20 protein-coding genes are annotated in these 15,872 nt (G+C 60.9%); all 20 read right to left on the bottom strand.

Annotated elements, in window-relative coordinates:
- Positions 1 to 282: 282 nt before the first annotated feature.
- Positions 283 to 786 (bottom strand): lysis system i-spanin subunit Rz, encoded by a 504-nt coding sequence (locus tag AK821_RS18655; protein ID WP_064391164.1) that lies wholly within the window; start codon positions 784 to 786, stop codon positions 283 to 285.
- The gene (locus AK821_RS18650) at positions 786 to 1,319 is read right to left on the bottom strand and encodes a glycoside hydrolase family 19 protein (RefSeq protein WP_064391020.1); all 534 of its coding nucleotides are present in this window, start codon (positions 1,317 to 1,319) and stop codon (positions 786 to 788) included. Before AK821_RS18650 ends, AK821_RS18655 begins: the two co-directional genes overlap by 1 nt.
- A gap of 57 nt (positions 1,320 to 1,376) precedes the next feature.
- Complete coding sequence (locus AK821_RS18645) at positions 1,377 to 2,426, bottom strand: phage late control D family protein (RefSeq protein WP_064391019.1); 1,050 nt, start codon at positions 2,424 to 2,426, stop codon at positions 1,377 to 1,379.
- 98 nt (positions 2,427 to 2,524) lie between these two features.
- Positions 2,525 to 2,731 carry a tail protein X gene (locus AK821_RS18640; RefSeq protein WP_064391018.1) on the bottom strand — a complete coding sequence of 69 codons (207 nt, stop codon included), beginning with the start codon at positions 2,729 to 2,731 and terminating at the stop codon, positions 2,525 to 2,527.
- Positions 2,706 to 3,551 carry a phage tail protein gene (locus AK821_RS18635; RefSeq protein ID WP_064391017.1) on the bottom strand — a complete coding sequence of 282 codons (846 nt, stop codon included), beginning with the start codon at positions 3,549 to 3,551 and terminating at the stop codon, positions 2,706 to 2,708. The genes AK821_RS18640 and AK821_RS18635 overlap by 26 nt, the downstream gene beginning before the upstream one ends.
- A gap of 12 nt (positions 3,552 to 3,563) precedes the next feature.
- Positions 3,564 to 6,284, bottom strand: a complete 2,721-nt coding sequence (locus AK821_RS18630) for a phage tail tape measure protein (protein ID WP_064391016.1) — start codon at positions 6,282 to 6,284, stop codon at positions 3,564 to 3,566.
- Between the two features lie 145 nt (positions 6,285 to 6,429).
- Positions 6,430 to 6,741, bottom strand: coding sequence for a phage tail assembly protein (locus AK821_RS18625; protein WP_064391015.1), 312 nt, complete (start codon positions 6,739 to 6,741; stop codon positions 6,430 to 6,432).
- Between the two features lie 11 nt (positions 6,742 to 6,752).
- Entirely contained in the window at positions 6,753 to 7,256 is a 504-nt protein-coding gene (locus AK821_RS18620; protein WP_064391014.1) for a phage major tail tube protein, read from the bottom strand.
- Between the two features lie 12 nt (positions 7,257 to 7,268).
- The gene (locus AK821_RS18615; RefSeq protein ID WP_064391013.1) at positions 7,269 to 8,435 is read right to left on the bottom strand and encodes a phage tail sheath subtilisin-like domain-containing protein; all 1,167 of its coding nucleotides are present in this window, start codon (positions 8,433 to 8,435) and stop codon (positions 7,269 to 7,271) included.
- A gap of 103 nt (positions 8,436 to 8,538) precedes the next feature.
- Complete coding sequence (locus AK821_RS18610) at positions 8,539 to 9,081, bottom strand: DUF4376 domain-containing protein (RefSeq protein ID WP_064391012.1); 543 nt, start codon at positions 9,079 to 9,081, stop codon at positions 8,539 to 8,541.
- 8 nt (positions 9,082 to 9,089) lie between these two features.
- A complete protein-coding gene (locus AK821_RS30820) occupies positions 9,090 to 10,643 on the bottom strand; it encodes a phage tail-collar fiber domain-containing protein (RefSeq protein ID WP_064391011.1) in 1,554 nt (517 codons plus the stop codon).
- Positions 10,636 to 11,244 carry a phage tail protein I gene (locus tag AK821_RS18600; RefSeq protein WP_064391010.1) on the bottom strand — a complete coding sequence of 203 codons (609 nt, stop codon included), beginning with the start codon at positions 11,242 to 11,244 and terminating at the stop codon, positions 10,636 to 10,638. Before AK821_RS18600 ends, AK821_RS30820 begins: the two co-directional genes overlap by 8 nt.
- Positions 11,241 to 12,128, bottom strand: coding sequence for a baseplate assembly protein (locus AK821_RS18595; protein WP_064391009.1), 888 nt, complete (start codon positions 12,126 to 12,128; stop codon positions 11,241 to 11,243). Before AK821_RS18595 ends, AK821_RS18600 begins: the two co-directional genes overlap by 4 nt.
- Positions 12,125 to 12,451 carry a GPW/gp25 family protein gene (locus AK821_RS18590; RefSeq protein WP_064391008.1) on the bottom strand — a complete coding sequence of 109 codons (327 nt, stop codon included), beginning with the start codon at positions 12,449 to 12,451 and terminating at the stop codon, positions 12,125 to 12,127. Before AK821_RS18590 ends, AK821_RS18595 begins: the two co-directional genes overlap by 4 nt.
- A gap of 5 nt (positions 12,452 to 12,456) precedes the next feature.
- Complete coding sequence (locus tag AK821_RS18585) at positions 12,457 to 12,708, bottom strand: hypothetical protein (RefSeq protein WP_064391007.1); 252 nt, start codon at positions 12,706 to 12,708, stop codon at positions 12,457 to 12,459.
- Positions 12,709 to 12,759: 51 nt separating this feature from the next.
- The gene (locus AK821_RS18580) at positions 12,760 to 13,335 is read right to left on the bottom strand and encodes a phage baseplate assembly protein V (RefSeq protein WP_064391006.1); all 576 of its coding nucleotides are present in this window, start codon (positions 13,333 to 13,335) and stop codon (positions 12,760 to 12,762) included.
- Positions 13,332 to 13,844 (bottom strand): hypothetical protein, encoded by a 513-nt coding sequence (locus AK821_RS18575; RefSeq protein ID WP_064391005.1) that lies wholly within the window; start codon positions 13,842 to 13,844, stop codon positions 13,332 to 13,334. The genes AK821_RS18580 and AK821_RS18575 overlap by 4 nt, the downstream gene beginning before the upstream one ends.
- The gene (locus AK821_RS18570; protein WP_064391004.1) at positions 13,837 to 14,502 is read right to left on the bottom strand and encodes a hypothetical protein; all 666 of its coding nucleotides are present in this window, start codon (positions 14,500 to 14,502) and stop codon (positions 13,837 to 13,839) included. The genes AK821_RS18575 and AK821_RS18570 overlap by 8 nt, the downstream gene beginning before the upstream one ends.
- Positions 14,499 to 14,819, bottom strand: a complete 321-nt coding sequence (locus tag AK821_RS18565; RefSeq protein WP_064391003.1) for a head-tail joining protein — start codon at positions 14,817 to 14,819, stop codon at positions 14,499 to 14,501. The genes AK821_RS18570 and AK821_RS18565 overlap by 4 nt, the downstream gene beginning before the upstream one ends.
- Before the next feature lie 2 nt (positions 14,820 to 14,821).
- Positions 14,822 to 15,817: a major capsid protein gene (locus tag AK821_RS18560; RefSeq protein ID WP_064391002.1), complete on the bottom strand. Its 996-nt coding sequence runs from the start codon at positions 15,815 to 15,817 to the stop codon at positions 14,822 to 14,824.
- Positions 15,818 to 15,872: the final 55 nt, after the last annotated feature.

Genomic DNA, 15,872 nt, shown 5'->3' with positions numbered 1-15,872 from the left:
TGGGTAAATCAGTGACGCTACTATTTTGTAGACAACCTGTCCAATGCGAGCCCGTTCGAGTGAGTTCCGCCACCCGATTCAAATTCATTACCTACAGGCGCTCATTACGAACAGACTGAGTAATGTCGAGGTAGTTTTAGAGAGCGTTTTAGCACTTGCCGGCGCCGCTTACTCAGTTCGCCACTCATTGAGAGATGGAGGCGAAAATAGAAACCCCAGAAGGGCCAACCTCCGGGGCTTTGCTTTTTGGCCCATGTTAATTTTTCCAACCTGAAATGTAGGTCATCGCGCCACGTCCCTGACGTAAGCTTGGCACGCCGCCAGTGCAATCAGTCCTTGGTCGCCGGCGTCGGTGATTCCGACAATTCGTTGAGCATGCGCCGGGTCAAGTTGGGCGCGTACGGCTGCATGATCCACGCCGCCGGCGCCGGGGGCGGCAGACACTGAGCAGCCACCGGCTGAATCCGCGTCGAGGAGGACTGACAACCGCAGATCAGAAGTGGCAAGGCGATCGCGCAAGCGATCTTGGTCACGTTGGGCATCGCTCATTTTCCTGAAGTGGGTTTTCTCACTGGCCGCCAGCCGCTGCTCGAGCGCCAGACGCTTGTCCTGCTCGGCCTGCTGCGCGGAAGCTGCGGCTTGGGTCAGTTGATTGAGGGTTTCGGCGTGCAGTTGGGATTGCTCCGCCAACTGCTTTCCGTAGCGCCAGTCCTGAAACTGCCAGGCACTGCCGGCGCCGCTAAGCACTAGCAACACCGCACCGACCGCTTTCCACGGTACGGCGATCACGCCAGCACCGCCCGCGCACGCGACCAGATATCCAGTCGATCCTGCAAGCCATTCAATCCGCCATTGATTCGGCGGGTGATCGTGTTGAGCTGGTCACGGTCAGCCAAGTCGTTCAGCCCATTTTGTTTCCAGAACCATGCCGCTGACATAGTGGCATGCTGTGGCAACTCGAGCAGCTCGGGGAAACTGATCAGGTCAAGGCCCAGCGCCTCGCCGCACGCCACATAGTTCGCTCGGCCGGTGATCTGAATCAGGCCGCGTCCACGGTACTTCGAACCGTCACCGGATTGGGTATTGCCCAGATCCGCTCGACCCTCGTATTTCGTTTGAGCCGGAGTCGGTCCCCAGATCTCCCGGACGTAGCGCAGTTGGCCAGACTCATGGCCGATCTGGGCGATGAACGCGGCAACACGCTTGCTACCGACAATTTGGTAGCGCTGCATTGCTGTATTCAGGACAGGTACAAAAACGCCCGCGACTGGGCGGGCGTTGGGGAGGATCTGCAGCAACTGCTGCTGAGTGATGGACATACAAACTCCAGACATGAAAAAGCCGCTCAAGGCGGCGAATGGGTGCGACTGATGGCGTTATGCGAGGTTGACGATTTTGACCGGCTTGGCCGGCTTTTTCCCTTTCTTGCCCTTGGCGTTGGCCTTGCCCTTCTTGCCGCCGTTACATTCAACGGTGGTCGACCAGCCGGATTGGGTGTACGTCTGCTGCACCGACTCGGCAAGAAACTCGCCATCAAGCCCAACCTTGAAGCCCTGGGCGATGATCAGGCATTCCGCAAACAGATCAGTACGCCCTTCCATTTCGAGGCGCACGCCGGCGGTGGAGCGGTTGAACGCCGCCAAACGCGCCCGTGCCGCTGCCTGGGCGGCGGTCTTGTTCGGGTAGATATGCCGATCGGTATGCACCGCCGGCAGCCCGGCCGGCGCGTCGTCGTTTTCCAGCGACACCACAGCCAGCTCACCGGTCTTTTTGTCTTGATGCTTGGCCCCGACAGCCTTGTGCGAATCGCGATCCTCAAAGTTGAATTGCCAGCGGCTGACGTCGCTTTTGTTGATCACGATCGGCGGCAGCACCTTGCCGCTTGCGCTCTGCCCGCCCTGACGCGGCATGACCAACAACTTGCCGTCGGCGACCTTCGCCGTGCAGTCGTATTGCTTAGCCAGGCGGGTGACAAAATTGAAGTCGGATTCGTTGAGCTGATCGGCCCGCGCAACCTTCGTGCCGACCGGACACGCCGGCGACCAGCCGTTGCGCGCGGCGATATCGCCAACGATCGCCGACAGCGGCACGTCCTCCCAACTGCCGCTGCGCACGGTCTTGCCACTGCCGCGCATGTCGCTGGCCTTGCCCTTGATCACGATCGTATCGGGCGGGCCGGATACCGCGACCCCGTCGACCACATAGCGGCCCAGCCGGACCAGTGACGTCTCCTGATAGCCCAGATAGATCTCGATGCCCACGCCTTTGCGCGGCAACGTCACCAGCCCGTCCCGATCGTCAATGCGCAGCTCGAATTCGTCGGACTCCATTCCGGTCTTGTCGGTGACACTCAATTGAATCAGCCGATCATTCAACAGGGCCGTGATGTCGGTCCCGTCGACCACAATACGAAAGCGCGGAGTCATGAATTTTTCCCAAAAAAAAGCCCCGTACAGGACGGGGCAAGCAAGCACAGAGCGTTACGCGTAACGCGAGGATCCGCCGGCGAGGACTCCGGACGGGGTCAGTTCCACAAGGTAATTGCCTCGGTCACCGGCTGCGGCAGATCCGGCAACACGATCACCACGCCAGCGCGGTAGGGCTGATCTTCATCGGCCAGCCCCTGATTGGCATCAAGCACCGCCTCGACGCAGCCATCTAGATGCCCGTAATAGTTGTGACAGATGGTATCGAGCAGATCCCCGTCAGACGTCCTGCATGTCGTCGCCATAGCGCACAAACTCCAAGGTAAAGGCCTGCTTGCGCGGGATACCGCCCTGCATCAGCGCGCTTTGTTCTTCATCGACGTTTTCAAGGCACCACGTTCCCAGCACGTCGCCATAACCGGTGGTCAGGGTCAGCGGCTGAAGCTTTCCGCCGATCGCGCGCAGGGTGTCGAGCTGCTTTAACCCGCCTTTTAGCCCCGGCAGGATCACACCCTTGAGGGTGATTTTCTCGTCACCAATGCCCACACCCTGCTGCGCCGGACGCCGCGAGAGGCGCTCTTGCGAGGCCCAGCGGAATTTGCTCGACCGGCGCAGCTCGTCAAACGCCGCTGTGTCCAGGTTGAAGAAATACGGCTGCTGCTTGGGGTCTTGCGGCTGGATGATCAGCAGGTGCGGGAACGGCTTTACCGCCTCCGGCGCCGGCGTCTGATCCGTGGCAAAGGTGCCCGTGGGCACGATGTTGGCCAATGACGGGCTGATCTTCCCGGCGATCTTGTTAATGGCCGTGGCGGCCTTGCCGGCCTGTTCCTTCAGCACCCCCAAACGTTCCTCCCCCTGGGCAACCGCGCGGGTGGCCGTGCCGTACATGGCCACCACCCGCCCCACTTGCGCCTGCGCAGCGTTGATCCCGCGCATCGCCCGCTGAAGCTTTTCCCCGATCGCCGGCCCGACAAAGGGCAGGCTTTCCAGCTCGGACGCGGCGCCGGTGATTTCGTCGATCGCGCCATTCACCGGTGACAGCATTCCGTCCAGACTGCGCCGGCCGGTTTCGCCCGCCGTGGCCAGATACTTCAGCCCCGATTGCAACTGCCCCAATGCTTCCATGTGCCCCCCTTATCAAACGTGTGGCGTGTCATAGAGCTGATTGCCCCCCATCTGCTTGGCCATGTCGCGATAGTGCTGATCGAGCATTGGCTTGATCTGCGCGAACAACTGATTGCCATCCTTCACGTCGCCGTTGACCCCCAGCGAAAACGGCGCCTGAATCGCCACGCTGGACTCGACCTTTGCCGCCGCCGGTGCCGCTGCCATCGGCTTGACCCATGCCCCCGCCCCCGCCGCTGCGCTGGCCGGCGGCATCATCATGTCTTTGGCGGCCATGCCGATCTGAGGCGGCGGCGTAGGCTCTTCCAGCCCGGAGCGAATCACCTTCGGTCGACGCAGTTCCGAACCCGGGAAGCGCACCTTGTTGGCAAAGTGCGGCAACAGCATGGCGTCCTTCGAATTCAGGTCGCGCGGGTCATACGACACCGGCGGCGCCTCCGGAACGGCCGGGGCCATCGTCGCGCCGACATCCAGCCCCTTGCCGGGATTGGTCAGCATCAGAGGGCCAGTGGTTGCCGGCGCGAACGCCTTGGCCGTAGCACCCAACGCGGTGTCGCCCAGCTTCGGGGCCATGTCTTTGCCGGCATTGGCCATCATCAACGGCCCGGCATCCGGGATTTTCTTCAGCGCGTCTTCAGTGCCGAACATCGATTTGCCGACGTCCCCGCCCAAGGCATCGCCGCCGTAACTGCCAATCAAGCCACCGATCAGCCCCCCGATCGCCGTGCCGATCACCGGCATAATCATCGTGCCGAGGGCTGCCCCCGCTGCTGCACCAGAGAGCGAACCGGCCAACCCACCGGCAGCCGCACCATAACCCTCGGCCTTTTCGTCCTGAGTTTCGGCGTTCATGTAGGTGTCATAGGCCTTGAAACCGGCATCGGCCACCGCCACTACGGCCGTGCCCTTCACGACGTTGCCAACCCCGCGCGCCATCTCGACACCGCCACCGACACCGCCACCAACACCCTTTCCACCAACACCCTTGCGGCCGACCTTCTTGCCCTTCTTGCCCTTCTTGTCTTTTTTATCCTCGCCGCCATCCACGTCGCCGATGTCCAGCCCGTCACCCAGGCCACCACCGGCGCCCATGTTGGTCACGATCACCTTTTGCGGAATGTTCGGATTACCCATCAGCGAGCCACGGCCGATGTTCATCAGCCCCTTAGCCATCTTGAGAGCGCTCATCGCCGTCGACAGACCAATCAAGCCGGCAGTGGCCAGACCGATACCCGTCACCAGTCGCGGCGACTCGTCGGCCAACATGGCCAACTTGCCCGCCACAGAGCCGATACCCTCCGTCACGGCATCCGTCACCGGACGCATGGCGTCGCCGATCGCGCGCATCGAGTCGTCAAGGCTTTGCACCATTTCCGACTGTTTTTGCGCCGACGACTGCCGGCGCTCTTCCAGGTTCTTATCCAGAATCCCGGTCGCGCTGGCCGACTCCTTTTTCAGGCTGTCGTACAGATCCTTGTTCTGCATGTACGCGGTCAAGGCGCCCTTGACCTGCATATCGGCGAACAGGTCACCCGTTCGCAACGCCGATTCCAGCGAGGCGATCATGGCCTTGGCTTTCTCGGGATCGGATTCCTTGCTGATCGCAGCCGTGGCCTTGGCCATCTCGGCGGCCTTCTTGGGGTCGGTCGCCTCAATGTATTTTTGGGCCAGTGCAAAGCTGGATTCCAGAGTGGACTTGCCATTCTGCAGCCCGGTGTTCATCGAGCCTTGATAGTCGATGCCGGCCTTCTGGTACGCCTTGACGGTGTCGCCTGAGCCGATTTTCTCCATCCAGTTCTTGAGGTTGTTGGCCGCCTCGTCCGAGCCGCCGGCGGTCTTCATCTGCACTTGCAGCATCGACCCCAGTTGCGTCACCGAGTCCATGCCGGTAATGCCCAGCTTGCCCATCCCCGCGAGCAGTTCCGGGAACCAGCGCGCCATGTCGGCCGCCTCAAAGCTACCCGCCTGCCCTTGATAGGCGATCGCTTCCAGTGCCTTTTGCATCATCGCCGGGTCGGTGATCTTGGCGTTCTGCCCCAAGGCGTTGATCATCCGCGCGGTTTCAGTACCGTCCGAACCCTGACCCACGGCGAACTTGGCCGCCGTCGGCGCATAAGCCATTGCCTTGTCCAGCTCCATGCCGGCGCCCACCAGGGCGTTGACCACCTCGGCCACCTGATTGCGCGCCATGCCGGTATCGCGCGACGTGTCGATCACGGTTTTGGACAGCGTCGCCTCTTCTGGCGTGTTGGCAATGTTGGCCTTGATCGCGATGTCACGAATGATCGCGCCATAGTCCGCGCTGATCTTGGCCGGAATCACCATCGCAGCCGAGGCGGCGGTGGCTTGCCCGATGCTGCTTTTCATCTGCTGCTTGCCGGCATCGAGCTGCGTGTGTCCCTTGGCCTTCAGCTCGGCCCCGCGCGCCGTCCTGCCCATCTGAGTGTAAGCCTTGCTCAGATTGCGGACTTCGACGCCTTCCTTCTTCAGCGCGGCGAGGTTGGCTTCCAGCTTCTTACGCAGGGCGTCGGCACCCTTCTCGCCCGCCAAATGCGCCTTTCTCCACTCATCGCGCAAGCGCATGGTGTCGCCAATGGTCTTTTCGAGAACCCGGGCGCGCTTGCCGGTTTCCTCAAGTTTCTTGATGCGGCCGGTGACGTCCTTGAACGCCGCTCCCACCGTAGAACTGACCGCCCCGCCAATGACCAGCCCGAGCGCAAGTTTATTGCTCATGTGCGTGCCCTTTCTTGCTCAGTCGAAAGCGGCTCAATCCCTGAGCCACCACAGCATCCGATCAAAGGGCATGGCCTCGATCTCGGCGGCAGAGAAACCCGTCTCTCTCGCCAAGGTCTTGGCCGCCACCCGTTGGGTCTCGGCGTTAAAGCTCATCCTCTTCGACCAAGCGAAAATAGCCGGCCTGCAGGCGGTTGTAGTTGCGCGTGGTCAGGGCCGCAATCTCCGGCTCGGTCGCCTGCAACAGGCTGCAAAACATGCTAATTTCGAGCTGTTCATAGTCACCCTTCGCACCCGCCGAAGCGGCGCGCTGATCGCGAACGGTCGGCGCGCGCATGGTCACTTTGTCGACCTTGACGCCGCCGAAGTCGGCAGCCCCCTTCAGGGTAATGACGACGCTATCGTCATTGACGAGAAGCCAGGACGGGACTTTCTTTTCTTCGTTTTCTTGAGCCATTTTCTAATTCCTTACATGCCCAGGGCCGAACGTTCGGCAGCCAGTTGGTCAACGCCATCCACCACAAAAATCATGGCAAGCGGGTCAACTTCGAACATCACGCGCCCGTCGATTTCGAGCTTGTAATAGGTGATCTTCACGCCGTGCTTGATTTCACCCACGGTCGACGGTTTCCAGTCGCCCATGTCCACCTCTTTCACACCGCCGCGCATGGTGACGATCACTGGCGTCACGCGGCCTTTCAGATCCGCGAAGGCGCCACGGAACACCAGATTGGCGGCGGTCTGATCAGCCAGACCGAAGAACTTCAGCGCCTCGCGGCGCACGCCGTTGGTGGTAAAGGCCGACTCGATTTTTTCCAGACCTACCGCGAACTCGATCGGGGCGAACATGCCGCCGCCTTGGTAGTCCTCGACTTTTTGGGTCAGCTTGGGCAGCGTCAGGGTCGGCACGTCGCCGGAGAAACTGACGCCGTCGACAAACAGGTTCATGTTCTTCAGAACTTGAGGAATCATTGATAAGCCCCCTTAGGCTTCAAGCACTTCGGTCAGCCACTCGTTAGTGACCTCGATCATGAAATTCGGGTTTTCCGCCGGCGGCACGTCGGTGAAACGGATGCGCCAATACACTTTGCCCTGCTCGATTTGGCTGGCCGTGTTCAGCTCGGTGTCCGCGTACACCTCAAAGTTGATGATCGCGCCGGCGTTCTTCTGGTCGCGCATGAACGCTTGCAGGCCTTCGGTCACGTCCTTGACGTAGGTCTTGGTGATCGAGCGGTCGACCGCCCACTTGTGCCCGGCCTGAATCGCATCCATCAGGATGTCGCAGGTACGCACGCGGGTGACGAACGCCCATTTCGAATCGCTCGACAGCGTGCGGTTGCCCCACAGGCGATAACCGCCGTCGCGAATGATCGTGGTGATATTGGCGTTGTTGAGCAGGTTGGCCCGGCAAGTGGCGTCGCCGTCCAGGTACTCGACCGGGCGCGAGGTGCCGGTGATGCCGACAAACTCCTTGTTCGACGGCGAGGCCCAATAGCCGTAAGTCTCGTCAGTCCAGGCGAACAACCCCGCGACCCACGCCGAACCCGGCGCGTCGATCGTCGCACTGGTGACCGTGTCCCAGAACTGCACACCCGGATCGACCAGATACAGGCGCTTGCTGCCGAAGTTTTCGGCGTACTCAATCACCGCTTCGTCGGTCGTGTTCGGCCCGTCGATGATCGCGATCGCGCGCAGCTTGCCGGCCAACGCATCCATGGCCGTCGCAATCGCCTGAGTCGCCGAATGCTTCGGGGCGATCAGCAGCTTGGGCTGCGCGTTGTGCTTGCTCTTGCCATCGAGCAGCGCTTGCAGGCCGGTACGCTGACCCGAGGCCAACACGCCGCCGATGATCGCCGAGGTTTGCAGCGCGGCGTCTTCCAGCTTGGGCACGCCGATGGCGACGATCACCGCCTTGGCACGCACATAGATCGCCTGACAGGCCTTGGTGATAGCCGAGTCAGCACCGAAGGCGGCGATCGCCTCGCGCTCGGTCGTGATCAGCATCAGCTCGCCGGCCTTGGCCGTGCCGCCGCCGAGAACGCCGGGGGTGAAGGTGTCGCACAGACCAATGATCGAGGACGACGGCAGCGAGATAGTGCGCGCACCGGTATCAATCAGCGTGGTCGTGACGCCGTGAAAAAAACCACTCATAAGGGTCAATCTCCAGAAACGAAAAAGCCCCGCATAAGCGAGGCTGTGAGGGTGTTCGTGTTACGCGTAACGGAAAAGAAAACGCCCCGTCAGTGCGGGGCGTCTATTGCAGCTCGGCAGGATCTGGCGGCGAGGAATCCGGCCAGCCCTGCGACAGCATGTCGTCGTGAAACTCACCGGCCTCGATCGCGCGCAACAGCGTCAGCTCACGGTCAAAACAGGCTTGGACGTGCGCCCGCACCGCCTTGGCAATGGCGATGATCTGAGCCGAGCCGATCTCGACAAAGCCCGTCACCGTCTTGAAGTTACAGCGATATTCGGGATCGAGGACGGCGGACAATCCAGTACTGGCAATCAGCGCCTGGCTGTCACGCGTCGTCTCGATTTGCAGGCCGTCAATGGTCACGCCCGTCGCCTCTCGCTTGTAGCGCTCCAGGGCGACCAACAGCGCATAATCCGGCACCGGCGCCGGGCGCTCGCCCTTGACCACCTTCCCATCAACCAGACGCCAAATGCCGTCAGTCTCTTGGGTAATTTTGAGAAAGAGGCTGTCATCAACCTTGATCGCCGACGCGGGGATCTGATGGACGCCATCAATCAGGCACGTCCGTAAGGTCTGATCCTCATTAAATACTGCGTACTTCATAGCTCACCTCAGTAGCCGATGCAGATCCAGGAGAACGCATCAGGATAAGTCGCAGCAGCGTTTCGGTACTTAAACCCCGTGGCCACCAAATAGTTATTGTGAAAGGACAGAGTCGCCTCGTTTTGCCCAAACACCAGCGCACACGGCGCATTCGGAAACTGGATTGGAAAGGACACCAAAGCGTCAGCCGCGTTGGCGGTGCTATTGCCCCACTGGATGATCAAGCCGCCGAGCCACGACGGGAACACAATGTAGCCATTAATGGCCTTCTGGATTTGAAACCCCCAGCGCATTTTTTTCGGGGTCACGATCGTGGCGTCATCAGTGCCCGCGTCGGCCTGCGCTTGCGTGGCGATCTTGGCCGTGCCGAGCTTGATTTCGGTGGCCTGGGTCGCCAAAGCCTCAAGCGCGGCAATGTCGATATTTCCCTGATTGATCGGCGCATTCCAGGCCTTGATGCACCACATCACGGCCAAGTTGCGCGGGCGCACAGTTCGCCAATATGCCGTGCCAAACGAACCGGATTGCATCCCTGTCGAGGTGTAGTTGATATCCGCCGCGAAGCCCGGCGCAGGATCAGCATCAATCTGCGAGACGTTGGCAATTCCTTGAATCGTAGGGCCAACACCGTCGTCACCTTGAATCTTAGTGCCGACTTGATAGCTGCCAACCGCACGTCCAGCATCAACCCCGCGCCCATGATCCCAGCCCCGCAGGAACTCCGCGCGGGATTCCGGCAAGCGGAAATTACCCGCACCTTCGTCACCCTTGTTGAAAGCCGTGCCGAGAAACGTCGCCAGATCGGGATAGACCACAATGCTTTTAACACTGCCGTCCAGCTCCATAAACCCGGGCGCGATCTTGTCCAGCGGAAACGCCACCATGGCGCCCACTGGCAGCGCCGAGGCCTGAGCAATCATCGCCTCGATTTCGGTCTTGGTGTAAGTGTCCTTGATGCCCATTCCGGCTAGCGTTTCCGGGTTATCACCCGACACCACAATTCCCCGATCGTTGGTCTTGACCCGCGTCCACTGTCCTGGTGTCTTGTTCTTCGGCAACACTTCCAGAATGGCCGCGTCGACGTAGGCCCGTGAGGCCAGCACGATCGCCGGGTCAATCTTGAGCTGAATGTTGCCGGTACTGGTGACGATGAAATTCATGCGCACGATTTGCGTGCGGCCCGAACCCTGCGACAGCAACGGCTTGAAGCTCGGCGCGCAGTTGGCCACCGCCACCAGATCCCCGTCTGCGTCGTACAGACCGATTTCGCGAATCCACTTACCGCCTTCATCGGCGGGAATGATCTGCTCGGCGATGATCACCGCCGGGTTGACGGGATCGATCTTCAGTTGATTGAGCGGCTTGCGGCGCCACTCATTGAGCAATTTGGTTTGTCCGGCCGCCGGTACCGGGTTGGGCGGATCTGCCAGCCCGCTCGGGTTGGCATCACCCACGCCCATTTGCGTGATCAGCCAGGGAATGCCAAGTGCGTCGGCGTTCGCCTGCTTGGCCATCCCCACGTTCGTGAGGATCGCGAAAAACTGCGAATTCGCATCAATCATAATAAACGTCCAGGGTGTCTATGGTGTGTTCGCGACCGACCACGCCGAAGCTGCCGGTGACCTCGATGTCACGCATGACGGGCGGGTAAACGTCGATTTCGTCGCCTTCGTAAAGGGACACGGCAATATTCAAATCGCCTTGTGTTTCCAGGCTGATCGCCAGCCCGGTCAGATGTCGCGTGACGGGCTTGGCGTCGTCAATCAGGCGCTCTAGCTCCTGATACATTTCCTCGGTGATGCCGGTATCAAGAACGCCGACCTTCAGCGCGAAGGTGCCCGGCACGCCCTCGGGCACGGTGTTGAACCACTCGACTATCTCGATCAGATAGCCCAGCGGCTCGACCACCCGGCGCAGCGCGCCGATCGTGCCCTTGTGCTTGTGGATGTAGAAAGAGGCCTTGATGGCCGCGCGCTTGGTAGCCTCAGACCATCGGTAATCCCAGCGATCGACCGACCACGCCCACGCCAGATGCGGCAACAGGCGAGCCGGGCAAGTGTCGGGGTCGTACAGCGTGCGCAGCGGGACAATCGTGCGCTCGTAGAAAGCCGCCTCGATTGCTCGCTCCAGTGGTGTGCTATTGCTCGGCAGAAGGCTCTTCATGCTTCCCCCGCCAGCTTCACCGCGTAACCCGTGCAGAACGCCGCCTGGGCCTTTGTGGGGGCCAGATCAACCCATCCGGTCAGCTCAACCCGCGAGACGCCGGCAACGTGCAACTGCGCATCCACCGCCGACCGGGCCACCTCAACCCCCAGCCGCTTGCGTGGATTGATCCATGCCGCCAGTCGTCGCTCGGCTTCCGCCCGGCTGGCCTCGCCCTCAGGCCCCGCACTGCTCATGTGCAAAATGGCATCAATGCTGTAGTCGAGGATTTCCGCGCTTTGCACCTTGACCCGATCGCCGAGCGGCCGAACGTCTTCGTCATTCACTGCCAACCGCACCACGTCCAGCAGCTCGGCGCTGGCCTCGCCTTTTCCCTCAGTGCTGAGCACCGTTACCGTAACGTTGCACGGTGATGGACTTTCGGCCGAGGCGTCAGCCACCAGCCCCGAAGCGTTGCGTGTGTGCAGGATGTAGCTGTTACGCGGCCCGGCCGTGGTCAGCCCCTCATAAGCCAACTGGATGCGCTCGCGGTACGGGTCGTCTTCCTCCAGCACTTCAGGCACCGGCGGCGTGACGGTCAGATCCTCGGCTTGAATCACCAGGCGCGGCAGATTGACGTTGGCCCCAAGGTGGTCAAGGTCACTCTTGATCGCGTAGGCCAACAGCAGCGCCTTGGACGCGTCGTTGACCCGGGCGCGGTTGCCCAGCTTGATATAGGCCCCCGTCTCCAGCAGCTTGACCACCGGATCGGATTCCATGTTGGCCGTCCAGTTGTCGCCCAGATCGACCCGAAAGGTGCTGAGGCAATCTTGAAAGGTCAGCTCATAATCCAGCGGTTCAAGCACGTCCGGCGCCGGCAGTGCGGACAGATCCAGAACACTCATGTACTCACCTCGGCCAAGAAGTCGTTGCCCAGGTACTTGCCGGCAACAACAAAATCAATCTTCCCGCCCAGCACCGCTTTCACACGGACGCTCTTAAGCTCCACGCGCGGCTCCCACCGCTCGATCGCGCGCGCCGCCTCGGCTTGAACTGAGCTTTTCCACCCGGCGTTTACCGGCAAGTCCACATAACTACGGCACTTGCTGCCGTACTCCGGACGCTTTCGCCGGCTGCCGATCGGCGTACTGAGGATGTCGCCGATCGACTGAATAACGCTTGGCAAATCGGCAATGGGCTGGCCGGTGTGGCGATCCATTCCGATCATTTACGTCACTCCGGCGGTTCAATTTCGGGATGGGATTTCAGGTAGGTGACCGCCTGTTCATCAGACGCCGACACCTCGACAGTGGCCTTGACCACCGACAGCGTTCGATTCGTTCCAGGGATGCACAAGGTGCGCGAGGTAAAGACCGTATCGCGGAACTTCAACAGCAGATCCGGCGTTTGAAGTTGAGCTGGCACGGGTTGGCGAATCGGTGACGGCAGTTGCTCATCGATCGCTTGCTCATTGTTCTTGGCCATGGGTTTCCTCCGGGCATAAAAAAGCCCGCACTGGGCGGGCTGGATGGTTGATTAATGCTTGTGGTGATTGTCGCTACTGCCGACGGCCATGATGTTTGCGTCGCCGTCGATGTTACCGGTGACGTGTAACGTACCGTCGATATTGACCGGCCCCTTGATGTTCACAGCGCCCTCAAGATCGATCGTTCCCGACTTCACAGTCACCGCGTTATCCGTAACGACGAGTTCTGTACTGCCGACTTTGATCGTCACCGTGCCGGTCGGCAGGGTGATGGTGTAGCTCTGGGCCTGCCAGTCGTAGACCAGCGAACCGCCATCATCAAAACGCCAGACCTCAACGTGGTCGCGGTTATCTGGCTGGGCGCCGGCATTGCCGTACAGCCCGGGAATGAACGTGCCCATGCCGGCCTGACCACTGGGGTTGAACAGCACCCCCTGCTCACCAGGACTCGGTGCGCGCCAGTGCCGCGCCTTGCCGGCGGCGAGGCTGTGCCAGCGCACCCAGGCACTTGTCCATTCGCCACTCGACACCCGCACAGTTCCTGCCGGTAGATCCACCCCCACCACTACGCACGGCATCAGCATGGCCGCGATCATGCGGTCATGCTCTGCACTGGCGTAACTCATGGCGAGTCTTCCGGCGCCAACACAACTTCCACCGGAAAGCCGCCGTTCTCGGGAACCACTTCGGGATCATCTGACCAAGGCCAATCCTCCGCACCCAAATACAGCTTATGGGTCCATTCAACGACCCATACGGTGTAGCCATCCAGCTCCGGCTTGGTCCAGTCCTGCATGGCCTGAACGAACTCCGCAGGCTCGCCCGCAACGCCCCAGGTTTGCAGGCGCAACAGCACCGCCAGTTGGGCGGCCAAGTGTGCGGCCTGCTGACAATGCTGCGCACGAATCGGGTCGACGCTGATCCGCGCTTCGAACCTGCAGATCAGCGAGGGATGCCCGGTACCGATGTCAGCACCGGGTTCCATTTCTGCCATTTCGATGAACACTGCAGGCAGCGCAAGGCGATCCTTGATGTTGGGCCATGCCGTGACTTCTTTAACACCTGGCAGATGGCTCGATACCTGCTGTTCGATCGCCTGATAAAGCTCATCTAGGGTGAATGGTTCGTCAGACATTGGCCGTCCCCTTCAGGTACTTTTGAAACTCAAAGTTCAGCTCCTGCTGCAGGATCTCCAGCAAACGGCCATGGGCGCGCTTGACCCACTCGTCGAAGTGCGGACGGGCTCCCTCAAGCGACACTTTGGCCTTTGCCAGTGGAAAGCGACTGCCGTTCTCTGCGACCCATCCAGAACTGGCACCGCCCCTCGCCGACGCTGTCGTATCGGGGTAGTCGTTCGAATTGAAGTGCTTGCTTGCGGTACGGATCCAGATGTCGGGCTTGTTGCCGTAGACCTGTTTGAGGAAAGCGCCTTGATAACGGCGCCCCGCCACCGACACGCCGCTGCCGTTTTGCCGTGCGCGACCGATCCGGCTGGACTCAATGGCATTCAGTCCAAACCACAACTTGCCGCTTGCAGCTCTGCCGGCGACCGGATAGCTGCGCAATCGCTGACGCACTGCAGCGACGGCAATGCGCTCTTGCCGGCCCACCGCACGCGCAATGTGAGTGCGCAGCCACCCTAACGTTTTGTTGATGGCTCGACGCTGAGCAGCAGCGGCAGCTTTCGGCACCAATGCAGCGAAACCTTCAAAAGCTTGCAAATCTGCCGCCGACGACTGAATCGTCAGCATCCCGCCACTGGCGGAGGATTTGTAATAACTGCCGACGCTCATGCTCGCATCCTCAAGATCAAAGCGACCAAACCGTCTCCGCTCGGCTCAAGCTGAATCAGGTCGTAGTCCCCACCGCCATCAAGGGCAGGCAAGTCGACGCTGACCAGCATGCCCTGTTCCAGACCTTGCGAATCGCTGACACGGATCTCGAAGCGCGGCTCGCGCAACCCGGTGTTGAGCTTGCCGAACTTGGGTTGCAGCCAGGGCGCGGCAAACATGCCGAGCACTGGCTCTTCGCGACCCTCGATCCGCGCGGTATCGCCCAGCGTCTCGAACACCACTGCGTCGACCTCGGCGATCAGATCGCGAAAGCCCACGATCAGAGTTCCAGCAGGATCTGGGCGCGCGGTCGAGTGCACAGGTGCAGCGGGTTGGACTGTGCTTCACCGGCCATACCTTTGTTGAAGGGCAGCGGCTCGATCATGCTGTAGTACGGGATCCCTTGAGTGTTGACCGTTTCCATGTAGTCGGCCGGTGCAAACACCGAGATGTACAGATCTGGCACGCCTTCCGGAACCAGCAGCGCCTTGTCGTCATGGACAAAAGACACGCCGGCGACCTTGCCACGGTAACGCTCCCAGATGATGCCGCCGAACTCGAAACTTTCCCGGGCGTCACCACGCAGCGCTGCCGCTTGCTGACTGTTGAGGTAGGTCTCTTTGACCGACTTGTGAACAATCAGCTTGTTCCAGAAGTTCTTGCCGCAGAAAGCGCGCGAACCGGTACTGGTCACGCTGCCCAGCGCGTCCTCCTGCATGTCCAGCGCCTCACCGCACTTAACCCGCAACTCGGTACCGGCCTCAGTCAGCCCCATGGACATCTTCTGACGCTGCACACCGAAGGCCGCATAGATGTCCAACAGCGGGGTTTGGCCATCGGCATCAAGGATCAGGCCATTGAGGGCGCCCATGCGCTGGAACTCATGCGTGGCGTCCAATTGACGACGCGCCTTTGCCAGACGGGCATTGACCACGTCCTGCACCGCCTGCAGCTCAGTGCGAGTGCCGAAGGCGCGGATGCCTTGGATCTCATCCGCCTTGATGGTGAAACGCTCCGGCAGGTGCACGGTGTTGAACGGGATCAGGTTGCGCTTGCTCGCAGCAACCACCAGGCCAGAACCACCGCGCTCACCGGCCGGCACCAGTGCCAAGGTGTCACCGTCCTTTTCAATCTGCACGGTCAGGGTGGTAATGCCCTCCTCGCGGAACAGGCCCAAGGCGCTGATGCGGCCCGGCAGGTAGGGCTGATCATTGAGTGCAGCGGTCAGCGAGGTAACGGTAAACGCTTCGTCTTCAAAAATGGCGATATCGGCCATGGGTACTCTCCAGAAACGAAAAATCCCGCACGCGGCGGGATGCATAAAAAAGAAG

Source organism: Pseudomonas sp. RIT-PI-r, from assembly GCF_001297015.1.
GTDB lineage: Bacteria > Pseudomonadota > Gammaproteobacteria > Pseudomonadales > Pseudomonadaceae > Aquipseudomonas.
This window is presented reverse-complemented; position numbering and strand designations above follow the sequence as displayed.